The sequence below is a fragment of the Rhizobium sp. RCC_161_2 genome (assembly GCF_041355235.1).
Lineage (GTDB): Bacteria > Pseudomonadota > Alphaproteobacteria > Rhizobiales > Rhizobiaceae > Rhizobium.
In genome coordinates this window covers 741130-756486 of the sequence record NZ_JBFUPL010000003.1, presented here as the reverse complement: position 1 = coordinate 756486, position 15357 = coordinate 741130, and the positions used below count along the sequence as shown (strand labels likewise).

The 15357-nt window shown below is 61.0% G+C and carries 15 protein-coding genes; 11 read left to right on the top strand and 4 right to left on the bottom strand.

Going from position 1 to position 15357, the window contains the following annotated elements; translation table 11 throughout:
• Nucleotides 1-63: 63 nt before the first annotated feature.
• A complete protein-coding gene (locus tag AB6803_RS11465) occupies nt 64-1401 on the bottom strand; it encodes an ATP-binding protein (RefSeq protein ID WP_371108981.1) in 1338 nt (445 codons plus the stop codon).
• Complete coding sequence (locus tag AB6803_RS11460) at nt 1398-2057, bottom strand: response regulator (RefSeq protein ID WP_371108980.1); 660 nt, start codon at nt 2055-2057, stop codon at nt 1398-1400. The genes AB6803_RS11465 and AB6803_RS11460 overlap by 4 nt, the downstream gene beginning before the upstream one ends.
• A gap of 226 nt (nt 2058-2283) precedes the next feature.
• On the opposite strand from AB6803_RS11460, the gene AB6803_RS11455 reads away from it, so the two are divergent.
• The 9 genes from AB6803_RS11455 to AB6803_RS11415 all read left to right on the top strand — a co-directional run bounded on the left by AB6803_RS11455 (nt 2284) and on the right by AB6803_RS11415 (nt 12065).
• Nucleotides 2284-2739, top strand: coding sequence for an RbsD/FucU family protein (locus AB6803_RS11455; protein WP_371108979.1), 456 nt, complete (start codon nt 2284-2286; stop codon nt 2737-2739).
• A gap of 58 nt (nt 2740-2797) precedes the next feature.
• Complete coding sequence (locus tag AB6803_RS11450; protein WP_371108978.1) at nt 2798-3751, top strand: sugar-binding transcriptional regulator; 954 nt, start codon at nt 2798-2800, stop codon at nt 3749-3751.
• Between the two features lie 146 nt (nt 3752-3897).
• Entirely contained in the window at nt 3898-5214 is a 1317-nt protein-coding gene (locus tag AB6803_RS11445) for a sugar ABC transporter substrate-binding protein (protein WP_371108977.1), read from the top strand.
• Between the two features lie 141 nt (nt 5215-5355).
• Complete coding sequence (locus AB6803_RS11440) at nt 5356-6228, top strand: carbohydrate ABC transporter permease (RefSeq protein WP_371108976.1); 873 nt, start codon at nt 5356-5358, stop codon at nt 6226-6228.
• 1 nt (nt 6229) lies between these two features.
• Nucleotides 6230-7072: a carbohydrate ABC transporter permease gene (locus tag AB6803_RS11435; protein WP_371108975.1), complete on the top strand. Its 843-nt coding sequence runs from the start codon at nt 6230-6232 to the stop codon at nt 7070-7072.
• An 11-nt stretch (nt 7073-7083) separates the two neighbouring features.
• Entirely contained in the window at nt 7084-8082 is a 999-nt protein-coding gene (locus tag AB6803_RS11430) for an ABC transporter ATP-binding protein (RefSeq protein WP_371108974.1), read from the top strand.
• Between the two features lie 122 nt (nt 8083-8204).
• Nucleotides 8205-9686: a mannitol dehydrogenase family protein gene (locus tag AB6803_RS11425; protein ID WP_371108973.1), complete on the top strand. Its 1482-nt coding sequence runs from the start codon at nt 8205-8207 to the stop codon at nt 9684-9686.
• A gap of 100 nt (nt 9687-9786) precedes the next feature.
• The gene (locus tag AB6803_RS11420) at nt 9787-10461 is read left to right on the top strand and encodes an HAD family hydrolase (RefSeq protein WP_371108972.1); all 675 of its coding nucleotides are present in this window, start codon (nt 9787-9789) and stop codon (nt 10459-10461) included.
• A gap of 20 nt (nt 10462-10481) precedes the next feature.
• Nucleotides 10482-12065, top strand: coding sequence for an FGGY-family carbohydrate kinase (locus AB6803_RS11415; protein ID WP_371108971.1), 1584 nt, complete (start codon nt 10482-10484; stop codon nt 12063-12065).
• A gap of 48 nt (nt 12066-12113) precedes the next feature.
• Here AB6803_RS11415 and AB6803_RS11410 read toward each other — a convergent pair whose 3' ends face one another.
• Nucleotides 12114-12965: a MurR/RpiR family transcriptional regulator gene (locus tag AB6803_RS11410; protein WP_371108970.1), complete on the bottom strand. Its 852-nt coding sequence runs from the start codon at nt 12963-12965 to the stop codon at nt 12114-12116.
• Nucleotides 12966-13220: 255 nt separating this feature from the next.
• Here AB6803_RS11410 and AB6803_RS11405 point away from each other — a divergent pair, with 255 nt between their 5' ends.
• Nucleotides 13221-13934 carry a sulfate transporter family protein gene (locus tag AB6803_RS11405; protein ID WP_371108969.1) on the top strand — a complete coding sequence of 238 codons (714 nt, stop codon included), beginning with the start codon at nt 13221-13223 and terminating at the stop codon, nt 13932-13934.
• Between the two features lie 20 nt (nt 13935-13954).
• On the opposite strand, the gene nth is transcribed toward AB6803_RS11405, so the two are convergent.
• Nucleotides 13955-14698 (bottom strand): endonuclease III, encoded by a 744-nt coding sequence (gene nth / locus AB6803_RS11400; protein ID WP_371108968.1) that lies wholly within the window; start codon nt 14696-14698, stop codon nt 13955-13957.
• A gap of 58 nt (nt 14699-14756) precedes the next feature.
• Here nth and AB6803_RS11395 point away from each other — a divergent pair, with 58 nt between their 5' ends.
• Nucleotides 14757-15260, top strand: coding sequence for a DUF2244 domain-containing protein (locus AB6803_RS11395; protein WP_371109012.1), 504 nt, complete (start codon nt 14757-14759; stop codon nt 15258-15260).
• Nucleotides 15261-15357 lie beyond the last annotated feature (97 nt).

The following is a 15357-nucleotide window of genomic DNA, read 5'->3' as shown; positions in this document are numbered from 1 at the left end:
TCTTGCTCGCACCCTTTGCCGCTCTTTGCAAGGCCAATAAGCGCGGCTTTCGTCGAGGCGCGATCAGGCCGAAGGCAAGGTGATCCGGGCTTCGAAACCATCCACCTGGCCGGCGGCGGGCGACAGGAGATCGAGACGGCCGCCGATTTGTCCGACGATGCGCTCGGCGATGGCAAGGCCGAGGCCGGAGCCGGAGGCGTTCGTCTTGCCACGCTGGAAGCGTTTCTTCAGGCTGGCCAGCTCATCCAGGGAAAGAACATGGCCGCCGTTCAGGATGCGGATGACGTCGTTTTCGACCTTGACGGTCACTTCGTCGTCGGTCGGGCCATGGATCAGCGCATTCTCGATCAGGTTGCGCATGACGATGGCGAAGGCGTCGATATCGACGTTGCGGATCAGCGTCTCGTTCGGGTTGCGTTCCAGGAGGATGCGGCCAGCGGTGCCGGTGTCGCGGTCGTAGTCGCCGATGATGGTTTCGATGACGGCCATCAGATCGGCGGGCTTGTCGCCGGTGCCGATGCCGGCCTGGGCACGGGAAAGCTGCAGCAATTTCTCCGCCAGCCGTCCGAGATTGGAGAGCGAGGTTTCGATCCGGCTGGCGCGTTCGGTAAGCGGTCCCTTGGGCAGCTCAGCGACCAGACGCTGCGTCTGAGCGAGCGCGCCGGCGATCGGCGTGCGCAGTTCATGGGCGCTGTTGGCGGTGAATTCCCGCTCGGCTTCAAGCGCGGCGCGCAGCCGCTCGAGCAACAGGTTGACCGAGCGGGCGATCGGCTGGAGCTCGCGCGGCAGCGTGTCGCTCTCCAACGGGACCATATTGCCGCCGTCCTTGGTGGCGATGTCTGATCGCAACCGGTCGATCGGCCGCAGCGAGCGCCCAACGGCGAACCAGATGGCCAGGATGCTAGCCGGAATGAGAGCGAGTAGCGGCCAGAGCAGGGCAACGCCGCTCTCGCGCGATGCTTCCCGGCGGTTCTTGAAGGCGTCGGCCACATGCAGGAAGATCGTGCCGTTCATCGAGGATTCGGTATAGATTCGGTATTTCGGTGTGTTATGGAAGCCGATCTTCAGGGGCACCTCATAGGCCACAGGCGGTGCGTCGTGCGAATGCAGGATGACCTTACCGGAGGCGTCGAGCACCTGATAGGTCAGGTATTCCCGGTTCAGTCCCTTGTTCAGCTCCTCGAGGCTTTGCGGATCGCTGGAAGGATCGCGATTGGCGAGATCGTCGACCACCAGCGGCATCAGCCGCTCGGCGGTTTCCTGCAGCGCGCCGTCGAAGGTTTCGGAAAGCTCATGGTTGACGACATAGACGCCGATCCCGACGGCGATCAGCCAGAACACAACGACCGTACCCGTGAGTGCAGCGATCAGGCGGCGGGTAATGCTGGTAGGGCGAGTCATCTCTCACCCAGGCAATAGCCGACGCCACGGGCCGTGCGGATGCGGTCCTTGCCGATCTTCTTGCGCAGGCGGCTGACATAGACTTCGACCGTGTTGCTCTCGATCTCGGAGCCGAAGGCATAGAGCGCCTCCTCGATCTGGTCCTTGGAGACGATGGCGCCCGGCCGTGTCACCAGGAGATCGAGCACGGCCCATTCGCGGCCGGTGAGCACGACATCCTTGCCGTCCAGCCGGACCCGTCGTTGCGGCTGGTCGATTTCGAGATCGGCAAAGCGGATGGTCGGCTGCGGGCTGCCGCTATAGCGCCGGGCCACGGCCAGGATGCGGGCGGAGAGTTCGCCGAGATTGAAGGGCTTGACGAGGTAATCGTCGGCGCCGCTGTTCAATCCCTCGATGCGGTCGGAAATCTGGTCGCGGGCGGTCAGGATGATCACCGGCGTCTCATCCGGTTTGCGGCGCAGCTTCTTCAGGAAGTCGATGCCGACGCCGTCAGGCAGTTGCAGGTCGAGCAGGATCAGGCCGTACTTCACGGCGCTGGTGACCTCGGCCGCATCCGCGAGGTTCTTCACCCAGTCGACCGCGTGGGTGCTTGCCGCGATATGGTCGCGCACCGCGCTGCCGATCGTTTCATCGTCCTCAACCAGAAGAATTCTCACTTGCCCTCGCAACCAGTGCCTGTGCTTCAGTTAACGCCGCCGAACCTATCTGGTCAATAAAGGCTGAAATAAGCCAGCATGAGAAGTGCTTTCTTATCCCGGGATTCTCTGCCGATAACGGTCACGGCGGCTATGGACAGAGATCGTGACCACGATTACTTGTTTGCTCCCAAAGAGAAGAGGGCGAGGGCAGGGCCGTCGCCGGTTACGCACTGGAGGAGCTTTCATGCTGAAGGGAATTTCGCCGCGGTTGAATGCGGACGTGCTGCACGCGCTGGCATCGATGGGGCATGGCGACATGCTTGTCGTCGTCGACACCAATTTCCCGGCCGAGTCGATCGCGCAGCAGACGATGCTCGGCCATCTTCTGAGGATCGACAACGTGTCGGCGGCCGAGGCCGTCGAGGCGCTGCTGTCGCTGATGCCGCTCGATACCTTCATCGACGATGCTGCGACGCGCATGGAAGTGGTGGGCGCACCGGAGGAGGTGCCGAAGGTTCAGCATGAAGTGCAGGCGACAATCGATCGCGCCGAGGGCAAACATTGGCCGCTCGTGCCGGTCGAGCGCTACGCCTTCTATGAGCGGGCGAAAGAGGCCTATTGCGTGATCCAGACCGGCGAGCGCCGCTTCTACGGTTGTTTCACCTTGACCAAGGGCGTCATCCCGCCGGAAACTGAATGAGCGACCGCCCCGGGTCGTTCGGCCTGGGCAAGAGGCGCTGTTTTGGCAAAGGACTGTGATGGCCAGGAAGTTGGATTCCCAGGGGCGACTTGACGACGCGGCGCGGGCTGGCTGGCTATATTACGTGGCCGGGCGGACGCAGGACGAGATCGCCATTGCCATGGGAATCTCCCGGCAATCGGCGCAGCGATTGGTGTCGCTGGCCGTTGCCGAGCGGCTGATCAAGGTGCGGCTGGATCACCCGATCGCCGTGTGCCTCGAATATGGCGCGGCGCTGCGCGAGAAATTCAAGCTCAAGCATATCGAAGTGGTGCCGAGCGATCCCGACGGGACATCGTCCACAGTGGGGATCGCCGAGGCGGGGGCTGCCGAAATCGAGCGCTGGCTGAGGCGCAGCGATCCGATCGTACTGGCGATCGGCACCGGGCGTACATTGAAGGCTGCCGTCGATCAGCTGCCGGCCATCGAATGTCCGCAGCATCGGATCGTATCGTTGACCGGCAATATCGGCCCGGATGGTTCGGCCGCCTATTACAACGTCATCTTCAGCATGGCCGACGCGATCAAGGCGCGGCACTATCCCATGCCGCTGCCGGTCCTCGTCTCCTCGGCCGAAGAGCGCGAGTTGCTGCATGCGCAGGCACTGGTGCGCTCGACGCTCGATATCAGTGCGCAGGCCGACGTCACCTTTGTCGGCGTCGGTGAGTTGGGCATTGAGGCGCCGCTTTGCCTCGACGGCTTTCTCGAGAAAGACGAGATGACGGCGCTGATGAAGCGGGGCGCGGCCGGCGAGATCTGCGGCTGGGTTTTCGACGGCGACGGAAAGCTGATGTCGGACGCCGTCAACGACCGCGTTGCCAGTGCCTCCATCCCGCCGCGCGATACGTCTTCCGTCATCGGGATTGCCAAGGGCAAACGCAAATTCGAGGCGATCAGGGCCGCCGTAACCGGCCATCAGATCAACGGTTTGATCACCGACGAGGCGACCGCCGAATTTCTGCTCAAGAACTGAGCAAAAAATAACACCATAAAAACAAATGGATGGGCTGCATGTTCGGCAACGCAGCAACGAATCCGCATTGACATTTTGTCGCAAGCGGTGAGTAATTGCCCATGAGCAAAGCGAATGCTCAGATTTGATCTTCTGGGGAGGAAGATATGAAATTGAAAACCTTTCTGCTGAGCGCCTGCTCGGCCCTGATGTTTGCCGGAATGGCGTCTGCCGAAACGCTGACGATTGCGACCGTGAACAACGGCGACATGGTTCGTATGCAGAAGCTTACGGATGATTTCAAAGCGAAGAACCCCGGCATCGACCTGCAATGGGTCACGCTCGAGGAAAACGTACTGCGCCAGAAGGTTACGACGGACATCGCGACCAAGGGCGGCCAATATGACGTGCTGACGATCGGCACGTATGAGGTGCCGATCTGGAGCAAGCTCGGCTGGCTGGCGCCGCTCGACAAGCTCACTGCCGACAAGACCTATGATGTCGACGATCTTCTCCCGGCCATTCGCAGCGGTCTGACCACGGACGGCAAGCTCTATGCCTCGCCGTTCTACGGCGAAAGCTCGATGGTGATGTACCGCAAGGACCTGTTCGACAAGGCCGGCCTGAAGATGCCGGACGCGCCGACCTGGACCTTCATCGCCGATGCCGCCCGCAAGATCACCGACAAGAGCCATGAAGTCTACGGCATCTGCCTTCGCGGCAAGGCCGGCTGGGGCGAGAACATGGCGTTCCTGACGGCAACGGCGAACTCTTTCGGCGCCCGCTGGTTCGATGAGAAGTGGAAGCCGCAGTTCGATCAGCCGGAATGGAAGAACACACTCGACTTCTACGTCAAGCTGATGAAGGACGCCGGCCCTCCGGGCGCTTCGTCCAACGGCTTCAACGAGAACCTCTCGCTGTTCCAGACCGGCAAGTGCGGCATGTGGATCGATGCGACGGTTGCTGCCTCGTTCGTGTCCGACCCGAAGGAATCGAAGGTTGCCGACAAGGTCGGCTTCGCTCTGGCGCCGGATAACGGCCTCGGCAAGCGCGGCAACTGGCTCTGGGCATGGAACCTCGCCATCCCGGCTTCCTCGAAGAAGACTGAAGCGGCTGAGAAGTTCATCGCCTGGGCAACCAGCAAGGAATACACCAACCTTGTCGCCCAGAAGGAAGGCTGGCTGAATGCTCCTCCCGGCACCCGTTCCTCGCTCTATGCGAATGCGGACTACCAGAAGGCGGCTCCCTTCGCCAAGATGACGCTCGACTCCATCAACTCTGCCGATCCGACCCACCCGACCGTCAAGCCGGTCCCGTATGTCGGCGTCCAGTTCGTGGCCATCCCTGAATTCCAGGGCATCGGCACTGCCGTCGGCCAGCAATTCTCCGCTGCCCTTGCCGGTCAGATCACCGTCGACGCCGCCCTCAAGGCCGCGCAGCAGCTGACAAGCCGCGAAATGACCAAGGCTGGTTATCCGAAATAATCAACCTCCCATGGATGGAAGGAAGCACCATCGAGTGCTTTCTTCCCTTGGCCGCCGAATGCCTGAACTGCTCTTCGGCGGCCTCTTTACCCAGCCGGTCCACGGCCACCTTCCCGCTCAAAAGATAGGTCGGTACTTGCCATGGCAACGTTACACACCCGTTCTGCTGCCCGCGTCATGATGACGCCGTCGGTTTTGCTGCTCTTCGCGTGGATGATCGTCCCGCTGGTGATGACGATCTACTTCTCGACGCTGAACTACAATCTCCTGTCGCCCGGCGCGCACGACTTCATCGGGCTGCTCAACTACGAATATTTCGTCACCGACCCCGCCTTCCTGAACTCGCTGATCGTGACGCTTCTGCTGGTCGGCGGCGCGCTCATCATCACCGTGGTCGGCGGCATTGCTCTCGCGCTCCTTCTCGATCAGCCGATCTTCGGCCAGGGCATCGTCCGCATGCTGGTGCTTGCGCCGTTCTTCGTCATGCCGACGGTCGCCGCCCTCATCTGGAAACATATGTTCATGAACCCGGTGAACGGGCTCCTGGCGCATCTGTTCAAGTTCTTCGGGCTCGATCCGCTGACCTGGCTGGAGACAGTGCCGCTGTTTTCGATCGTCATCATCGTCGCCTGGCAGTGGCTGCCCTTTGCAACGCTTATCTTGCTGACTGCGTTGCAGTCTCTGGATGAAGAGCAGAAGGAAGCCGCCGAAATGGACGGCGCCGGTCCGGTCTCGAAATTCATTCACATCGTCCTGCCGCATCTGGCGCGTGCGATCACCGTCGTCATCCTCATCGAGACGATCTTCCTGCTCTCCGCCTTCGCCGAAATCCTGGTCACCACCAATGGCGGACCCGGCACGGCGACGACCAACCTCACCTATCTCGTCTATTCGCAGATCGTTCTGTCGCAGGATGTCGGCGGCGCATCGGCGGGCGGCATCATCGCCGTCATCCTCGCCAATATCGTCGCTATCTTCGTGATGCGTGCGGTCGGCAAGAACCTGGAGGCCTGAGATGGCACGCAATGTCTCTACACGGCGCAAGGTGGTCGTATCGCTGGCGGCCTGGGCCGTCGCGCTCCTCATCTTCTTCCCGATCCTGTGGACGATCCTGACGAGCTTCAAGACGGAAGGCGATGCGGTTGCTTCGCCGCCGCAGTTCCTGTTCTTCCACTGGACGCTGGAGAATTATTTCGAGGTGCAGTCGCGCTCGAACTATTTCCTCCATTTCTCCAACTCGGTGATCATCGCCTTCGGCTCGACCATTCTCGGCCTGATCGTCGCCGTTCCCGCCGCCTGGGCCATGGCCTTCTCGCCGACCAAGCGTACCAAGGACATCCTTATGTGGATGCTGTCCACCAAGATGATGCCGCCAGTCGGCGCCTTCATCCCGATCTACCTGCTGTTCCAGGGCTTCGGGTTGCTCAACAATCAGTTCGCCAGCCGCGTCGGCATGGTCGTCGTGCTGATGCTGATCAACCTGCCGATCATCGTCTGGATGCTCTACACCTACTTCAAGGAAATTCCTGGCGAGATCCTGGAGGCGGCCCGCATGGATGGCGCGTCGCTTGCAAAGGAAATCATCTACGTGCTGACGCCGATGGCGATCCCGGGGCTGGCCTCGACGATGCTTCTCAACATCATCCTTGCCTGGAACGAGGCTTTCTGGACGCTCAATCTTTCGTCCGTCGATGCGGCGCCGCTCAGCACCTTCATCGCCTCCTATTCCAGCCCGGAGGGCCTGTTCTACGCCAAGCTTTCGGCGGCATCGACGATGGCGATCGCCCCGATCCTGATCCTTGGCTGGTTCAGCCAGAAACAACTCGTCCGTGGCCTCACCTTCGGCGCGGTTAAGTAAGGAAGACAAACATGGGTAGCATTGTCCTGAAGAAGGTTTCCAAGGTCTTTGGCGAAGCCAAGGTCATTCCTTCCATCGACCTCGAGATCAACGAAGGCGAGTTCGTCGTATTCGTCGGCCCGTCCGGTTGCGGCAAGTCGACGCTGCTGCGGCTGATCGCCGGCCTGGAAGATGTCTCGGGCGGCCAGATCCTGATCGATGGCAAGGATGGCACCAATCTGGCGCCGGCCCAGCGCGGTCTTGCCATGGTGTTCCAGTCCTATGCGCTCTATCCGCATATGAGCGTGCGCAAGAACATCGCCTTTCCGCTGAAGATGGCGAACATGCCGCAGGCCGACATCGACAAGAAGGTCGCCGACGCCGCGCGTGTCCTCAATCTCACCGATTATCTGGAGCGCAAGCCACGCCAGCTTTCCGGCGGTCAGCGTCAGCGTGTCGCCATCGGCCGCGCCATCGTGCGCCAGCCGAAGGCCTTCCTGTTCGACGAGCCCCTGTCGAACCTGGACGCGGCGCTGCGCGTCAACATGCGTCTCGAGATCAGCGATCTGCACCATCAGCTGAAGACAACGATGGTCTATGTGACGCACGACCAGGTCGAGGCGATGACCATGGCCGATAAGATCGTGGTCTTGAACCGTGGCAATATCGAGCAGGTCGGTTCGCCGCTGGAACTCTACAAGAGCCCGCGCAATCTCTTCGTCGCCGGCTTCATCGGTTCGCCGAAGATGAACTTCGTCAAGGGCGCCTATGCGCAAGCGCTTGGCGCCGACACGATCGGCGTTCGCCCGGAACATGTGCTGCTGTCGACGGAAAGTGGAGACTGGAAGGGCAGGGTGAACCATGCCGAGCATCTCGGCTCCGATACCTTCCTGCACATCGAGGCTGACGGCATCGGCGCCATCACCGCGCGCGGAACCGGCGACTTCCCGGCTCGCGCCGGCGATACCGTCTATCTGACACCCGACAAGAGCCGCATCCACCGTTTCGACGGAAACGGGCTGGCGATCTAAGCCGGGCGAATGCCATTCAACTCGGCCCGCATCTGTCGATGCAGGCGGGCCGGGGTCATCCCAACCGGGGCGGCCTTCCCAAGCCATCCGGAGCAAAAAGACCTTTCAGAAGGACTTGAGACATGACGTGCAAATTATCGCTCGCAACGCTTCAGGAAGCGGCCGCAACCGCTGCCATTCCGGCCTATGATCCGAAGTCGCTATCGGCGGGTATCGTTCATTTCGGCGTCGGCAACTTCCATCGCGCCCATCAGGCGATATACCTCGACGATCTTTTCAATATTGGCCAGGACCACGATTGGGCGATCATCGGCGCCGGCGTGCTGCCCTCGGACGCCGCTATGCGCGAAAAGCTCGCCGCCCAGAATTTCCTGACGACGGTGGTCGAGCAGGACAACAACAAGACGGCTGCCCGCGTCACCGCGCCGATGGTCGACATTCTGCCGGTCGGCGACGCCAAGGCGATCGTCGCCAAGCTCGCCGATCCCTCGATCCGTATCGTCTCGATGACGATCACCGAGGGTGGCTATTTCATCGACGCCTCCGGCAAGTTTAATCCAAGCCATCCCGCCATCGTTGCCGATGGCCAGAACCCGGACGCACCGAAGACGGTGTTCGGCCTGATTGTTGCCGGCCTCAAGGCCCGCCGCGCCGCCGGCCTGCAGCCGTTCACCGTCATGTCCTGCGATAACATTCCCCACAATGGCGGTGTCACCAAAGCCGCTGTCGTCGGTACGGCGAAGCTTTCGGATCCGGCCTTCGCCGACTGGATCGCCGCCAATGTCGCCTTTCCGAATGGTATGGTCGACCGCATCACGCCGGCCACCGGCGCACGCGAAATCGATCTCCTGAAAAGCGCCTTCGATATTGAGGACAACTGGCCGGTTTATTGCGAAGAGTTCAAGCAGTGGGTGCTGGAAGACAATTTCCCGGCTGGCCGGCCGGCGCTGGAAAAGGTCGGCGTCACCTTCGTGTCCGATGTGACGCCCTATGAGCATATGAAGATCCGTATCCTCAATGGCGGCCATGCGGCTATCGCCTATCCGGCGGCGCTGATGGATGTGCATTTCGTCCATGAGGCGATGGAGGAGCCGTTGATCCGCGCCTATCTCGCCAAGCTCGAAAATGACGAGATCATCCCGGTCATTCCGCCGGTGCCGAACACGGTTCTGGCCGACTATTTCAAGCTGATCGAGCACCGCTTCTCCAATCCGAAGATCGCCGACACCATTCCGCGCCTGGCGCAGGACGGCTCGAACCGCCAGCCGAAGTTCATTCTGCCGTCGACGGCCGATCGTCTCGCCCGAAAAGAAGATGTCGTCGGTCTCGCTTTGGTCTCGGCGCTCTGGTGCCGCTACTTCGCCGGCAAGACCGACAGTGGCCAGGACATCGTCTTCAACGACGCCAGCGCCGACCGGTTGCATGCGGCGGCGCTGAAGGCCAAGGACGATCCGGGCGCCTTCCTCGTCTTCGACGATATCTTCGGCGACGTCGCCAAATCGGATCTTTTCCGCAAGCGCTTTGCGCATGCGCTAAAAACACTGTGGGAAAAGGGCACCCGCGCCACCCTGCAGCTATACCTCGACAACAAACTCGCGGATTAATTGTTTGTCGGCCGGGGCGCCCAAGTCCCGGCCGAATTTTTATGGCCAGGCCGATGCTCGAAAGAGATGCGGCTGAAACAGGGTTCGGGTTGGATCTGCGATGACGAATGCGGATAAAGGACTCGTAATCTTCGACTGCGACGGCGTGCTTGTCGACAGCGAGCCGTTGTCCGTCAGCGTGCTGATCGACGCTATGCGCGATGTCGGCGTGGATATGAGCGAGGAGGATGTCTACAGCCGTTTCCTCGGCAAGAGCCTCGCCACGCTTGTCGACACGCTGGAGACCGAGTTCGACGTCTTCATCGACCAGGCCTTTCTCGATCGCATCCGCAACGATCTTTATGAGCGCTTCCGCGATGAGCTGAGGCCGATCGAGGGTATTGCCGAGACGCTGGACGTGCTTGCCGTGCCGCGTTGCGTCGCCTCCTCCAGCCAACTGGAACGCATCCGGCTTTCACTTGGCGTCACTGGCCTGCTCGAGCGGCTGGAGCCGCATATTTTCAGCGCCAGCATGGTCAAGCGCGGCAAGCCGGCGCCCGATCTCTTCCTTTATGCCGCCGAGCAAATGGGGGTTGCGCCGAAGGACTGCATCGTCATCGAGGACAGCCCAGCGGGGATCATGGCGGCGCGGGCGGCGGGCATGACGGTTTTTGCCTTTACCGGTGGATCGCATGCTCATTCGCCGAGTTACCGGGCGGAATTGGAACGGCTTTCGCCCGAAGTCGTGTTTGACGCGATGCCGGATTTGATACACCTTGTCCGTAACAAGACATAAGCGGACGGGGCTCCTTCTTGATGCGTGATCATGTGGTTGCGGTCGACATCGGCACTGGCAGCGCGCGCGCTGGCGTGTTCACGTCGAGCGGTGCCCTGCTCGCAAAGGGCGAACATCCGATCCTCATGAACCGCCCGCGTGAGAACCACGCCGAGCACAGTTCCGAAGATATCTGGGCTGCGGTTTGTACAGCCGTGCGCAACGCTGTTACAGCCTCCGGTGTCAGCTCCTCCGTCATCGGCGCGATCGGCTTCGATGCCACTTGTTCCCTGGTCGTGCGCGACACGGAGGGTAAGCCGCTTACGGTGTCGACCGGTGGCGAGGATCGGTTCGATACCATCGTCTGGCTCGATCATCGGGCGCTTGCCGAGGCGGATTTCTGTACGGCGACCGGACATCAGGTTCTGGAGCATTCCGGCCACTTCATGTCGCCGGAGATGGAGATGCCCAAGCTGATGTGGCTGAAGAAGAACCTGCCGCGGAGCTGGGCCAGGGCCGGTTACTTCTTCGATCTCGCAGATTTCATGACATGGAAGGCGACCGGTTCGCTGGCGCGCTCGCGCTGTACGCTGACGGCAAAATGGAATTATCTAGCCCATCGCAGGCCGGGCTGGCAGGCGGATTTCCTCGATGTGATCGGCCTTGGAGACCTGCGGGAACGCGGCAACCTGCCGGAAGAGACCGCGCCCGTCGGGCAAAGTGTCGGGCTGCTGACGGCGGAATCGGCCGAAGCCCTGGGGCTCGACCGCGAATGCCATGTGGGTGCGGGAATGGTCGACGCCTATGCCGGTGCGCTCGGTGCGCTCGGCGGCCATGCCGGCGACCGTGATGCGCTGGAGCGTCAACTGGCGCTGATCGCCGGCACGTCGAGCTGCGTCGTCGCCTTTTCGCGCGACCGCAAGCGCAGCACCGGATTATGGGGCCCCTATTACGAAGTGGTATTTGCCGACACATGGCTGGCCGAGGCCGGGCAGTCGGCGACCGGCGCGCTGCTCGATCATGTCGTCAGCATGCATGCCGCTGGCGGCGAACCGACAGCGGCGCTGCATGACCGCATTGTCCGGCGCATTTCGGAGCTGCGTGCTGCCGAGGGCGACGCCTTTGCCGAGCGCCTTCATGTGCTGCCGGATTTCCACGGCAACCGATCGCCGCTTGCCGATCCGCATGCGGTCGGCGTTATCAGCGGCCTGACGCTCGACACCTCCTTCGATGGCCTCTGCCGCCTCTACTGGCGCACGAGCGTCGGCATCGCGCTCGGCATCCGCCATATCCTCGAGAAGATGCATGATTATGGCTATGTGCCCGACATGCTGCATGTCGCCGGCGGCCATGTGAAGAATGCCGTGCTCATGGAGCTTTATTCCGATGTCACCGGCTGCAAGGTGGTGGTGCCGAAGATGAACGAGGCGGTGCTTTTGGGAACGGCGATGGCCGCCTCCGTCTCTTGCGGGCTTTATGAGAGCCTCGCGGTGGCTGGTGCGGCCATGTATCCCGGCGGTCATGAACGCCTGCCGAACCGGGAAAAGAAAGCGCTCTACGACCGCGATTATCGGCGTTTCCTTGCCATGCATCGTCACCGTGCCGAGCTGGACTCGATGGAATAGGCTCGCTGTCGACCGGTTTCGCCGGCGGTCGGCCGGTGCTTCGGATCCTTACCGAAGCGGCGTGTAGGTAAACATGCCTTCCAGTTCTTCGATCTTTCGCATGCGCTTTTCGGCTTCTTCGCCGGCCGCCTGAATGACGGCGGATGCCAGGCATTCCAGAAGCGCCGTTATCGCTGAGAAATTGTCGCGGCCGCCGATGCGCAGGGGTGGCAGCGAGAGCGTGGTGTTGGCGAATTCATGCGCCCATTCCGTATATTGGCTGGTGATCAGCAGCACCTTGTAACCGGCGCGCCGCGCGGAACGCGCCAGCAATCGCGACGTGATGAAACGGGGTGAATCGATGATCACCAACAATGCCTCGTTTGCCGGGCGGCCGAGCAGCTCGATGTAGCTGCCATTGGCGCCATCGAGGAATTGCACATGATCGCGAGCAAATTCGAGGCGGTCGCAAAAATGGCGTCCAGGGCCGGCAAGGCTAAGATGCGTGGCGACGAAGACCTCGCTGGAGGACAGGCTTGCCGCGACGGCATCCAGCCATTGTGGCTGGCCGGTAAGGTTGTAGAGATGCTGCAGCATCTCGACCTGCTCGGCAATCTGGCCGGCGAGCGAGCGTCCCTCATAGGCGTCCTTCTGCAGCTGTTCCAGAACGTTCGGCAGTTGCAGCGTTACCGGAGCCACGTTTTCCTTCAGGTGGACCTTGATCCCATCCAGACCCTGATAGCCGAGCGACCGCAGGAAGCGCCCGACCGTCATCGGGCTCAACTCAAGCCTGTCGGCCACGGAGGAGGCGGTTTCGAAAGGCAGTTCGTTCAAGTGTTCTGAAAAATACTTGGCTATACGGCGCTCGGCGGGAGTGCCGCTCTTCATGTATTGTCTAAGCTTGTGGCCAAGGTCTTCCAAATGTCATGCCTCGCTAACGGTTCATCCCGTCTGCTATCGTGCCGAATGCGAAAATAATCGGGGTGCGTGCAGATTTCCGATGGACGCCGATCATGTTTAGGTTGTTGTTTTTTATATGACGCTCACAATATATTAGAGTATACTTTATTACAATAATTCAATTTTGAACCATCGGCGCCCGCATGGCGGGAAGATATTGATATATTTGCAATCGTTACCTACCTCTCCGATCACCACACAGGAGATGTCGAACGAATGATCATCGATGCCGCGCGTCTTTCCCTCGCCAACCTCTTTGCCATCGAGACGCGCAGGGTTTTCTGGAAGGTGCTTGGTCTGACATTGCTGGCGCTCGCCGTGCTCTGGTTTGCACTGAACAGCACCTTCGTGGCTGTTGTGCTCCCCTGGCTGCAGAGCTTCCTGCCGTCAGCACCGGACTGGACGAGCTGGCTCACCTTGTTCCTGGGAATATTGGCCGGCCTCGGCCTGGCGCTGGTATTGGCGCTGCTGATCGCGCCGGTGACGGCGTTGATCGCGGGCCTGTTTCTCGACGATGTCGCCGAGGTGGTGGAGCGGCGGGACTATCCGGCCGATCCGCCCGGAAAGGCACTCCCCCTCGGGCCGGCGATGAAGGGTTCGCTGAAGTTTCTGGGCGTCGTGATCGTCGGCAACATCATCGCACTGTTTCTGCTCTTCATTCCCGGCATCAATCTTGTGGCCTTCTTCCTGGTCAACGGCTATTTGCTCGGCCGTGAATTCTTCGAATTCGCCGCCATGCGCTTTCGCTCGCCGGACGAGGCGCGGCAGTTCCGCATCAAGCATGCATTCACCGTCTTTCTCGCGGGACTGGTGATCGCAGCCTTCCTCGCCATTCCGATCGTCAATCTGCTGACGCCGCTGTTTGCTGCGGGGATGATGGTGCATCTGCACAAGCTGATTTCGCGGAAAGAAGCGGCGCGGCACGTCTGAGCGCGGCCGCGATCGCTACCCTAATTGGCGGCTTCGGCGGCGATCGGCTGCTGCGGTAATTCGACCAGCGGTGCCGGGACATCGCAGATCTTTTCCGGCGAGCGACAGAGATCGGCGATGACGCAGCGCTCGCATTCCGGCTTGCGGGCCTTGCAGACATAGCGTCCGTGCAGGATCAGCCAGTGATGCGCGTGAAAGAGATATTGATCAGGGATCACCTTCATCAACCGGTGTTCCACCTCGTCCGGCGTCTTGCCGGGCGCCAGCAGCAGGCGGTTGGCGATGCGGAAAACATGGGTGTCGACGGCAAGTGTCGCATGACCGAAGGCCATCGACATCACCACATTGGCGGTTTTGCGCCCGACGCCCGGCAGCGTCATCAGCTCCTCGCGCGTCTGTGGCACTTCGCCATCGAAATCCCGGAGCAGCTTTTCTGACAAAGCCACGACGTTCTTCGCCTTGTTGCGGTAAAGGCCGATCGTCTTGATATAGTCGCGGATGCGGTCTTCGCCGAGATCGAGCATCTTCTGCGGCGTGTCGGCCACAGCGAAGAGGGCTCGGGTCGCCTTGTTGACGCCGACGTCGGTCGCCTGCGCCGAGAGAGCCACGGCAACGACGAGGGTGAAGGGATTAACGTGCTCCAATTCCCCCTTCGGCTCGGGCCGCTGGATGGAGAAGCGGCGGAAGAGCTCCTCCAGCTCCGCCTTGGAGTAGGGACACTTGAAAGCCGGCTTGCGGCTTGCGGTCGCATTTGACTTTTTCATGTTTTGGGCGCTGGATTTGATCTTGGGGTTTGCCATGAACGACCTATACTCAAGACCCATGATGGAACGCAACGCCGATCCCGGCACCGACAACAACAGGCCGGTTTTTGCCGCCGAATTGTTTCCCCATCGCTCCCTGGGGCGAAAGGGGTTCAGGGTGATGCTGGCGCTGATGGGGACGTTCTGCCTGGTATACGGCATCCTGTTCGTCATTCGCGGTGCATGGCCGATCGGCATCTTCTTCGGCGCGGACTTCTTCCTGCTCTACGGCGCCTTCTGGCTGAACTACCGTTCGGGCCGGGTGCGGGAAGAGGTGACGGTGTCGCGCACCGATGTCTCCATCCGCAAATTCTCGCCGTCGGGCCGCATGGTCGAGCATCGGTTCAATCCGTTCTGGACGCGCTTTCTCGTCCGTCGCCACAGCGAGATCGGCGTGGTGTCGATGCATGTCCGTGACAGAAGCCATACCACCGATGTCGGCTCCTTCCTAAACCCGGAAGACCGCGAGAGTTTTGCCAAGGCTTTCAAGCGCGCCCTGGCGACGGTGACCCAGAGGATATAATCTGTTTGTGGGCATGATCTTGTCCGAAAACCGCTTCACACTTTTCGGGATCAAGCCGTTGCGCAAGAAACGGGTGGTTTTGCCCTTCTCTTCGTGG

Bases quoted from the DNA above. Each gene is read 5' to 3' on its own strand.
- AB6803_RS11465 (WP_371108981.1), bottom strand. From the start codon at position 1,401: ATGACTCGCCCTACCAGCATTACCCGCCGCCTGATCGCTGCACTCACG.
- AB6803_RS11455 (WP_371108979.1), top strand. From the start codon at position 2,284: ATGCTGAAGGGAATTTCGCCGCGGTTGAATGCGGACGTGCTGCACGCG.
- AB6803_RS11450 (WP_371108978.1), top strand. From the start codon at position 2,798: ATGGCCAGGAAGTTGGATTCCCAGGGGCGACTTGACGACGCGGCGCGG.
- AB6803_RS11445 (WP_371108977.1), top strand. From the start codon at position 3,898: ATGAAATTGAAAACCTTTCTGCTGAGCGCCTGCTCGGCCCTGATGTTT.
- AB6803_RS11440 (WP_371108976.1), top strand. From the start codon at position 5,356: ATGGCAACGTTACACACCCGTTCTGCTGCCCGCGTCATGATGACGCCG.
- AB6803_RS11435 (WP_371108975.1), top strand. From the start codon at position 6,230: ATGGCACGCAATGTCTCTACACGGCGCAAGGTGGTCGTATCGCTGGCG.
- AB6803_RS11430 (WP_371108974.1), top strand. From the start codon at position 7,084: ATGGGTAGCATTGTCCTGAAGAAGGTTTCCAAGGTCTTTGGCGAAGCC.
- AB6803_RS11425 (WP_371108973.1), top strand. From the start codon at position 8,205: ATGACGTGCAAATTATCGCTCGCAACGCTTCAGGAAGCGGCCGCAACC.
- AB6803_RS11420 (WP_371108972.1), top strand. From the start codon at position 9,787: ATGACGAATGCGGATAAAGGACTCGTAATCTTCGACTGCGACGGCGTG.
- AB6803_RS11415 (WP_371108971.1), top strand. From the start codon at position 10,482: ATGCGTGATCATGTGGTTGCGGTCGACATCGGCACTGGCAGCGCGCGC.
- AB6803_RS11405 (WP_371108969.1), top strand. From the start codon at position 13,221: ATGATCATCGATGCCGCGCGTCTTTCCCTCGCCAACCTCTTTGCCATC.
- nth (WP_371108968.1), bottom strand. From the start codon at position 14,698: ATGAAAAAGTCAAATGCGACCGCAAGCCGCAAGCCGGCTTTCAAGTGT.
- AB6803_RS11395 (WP_371109012.1), top strand. From the start codon at position 14,757: ATGATGGAACGCAACGCCGATCCCGGCACCGACAACAACAGGCCGGTT.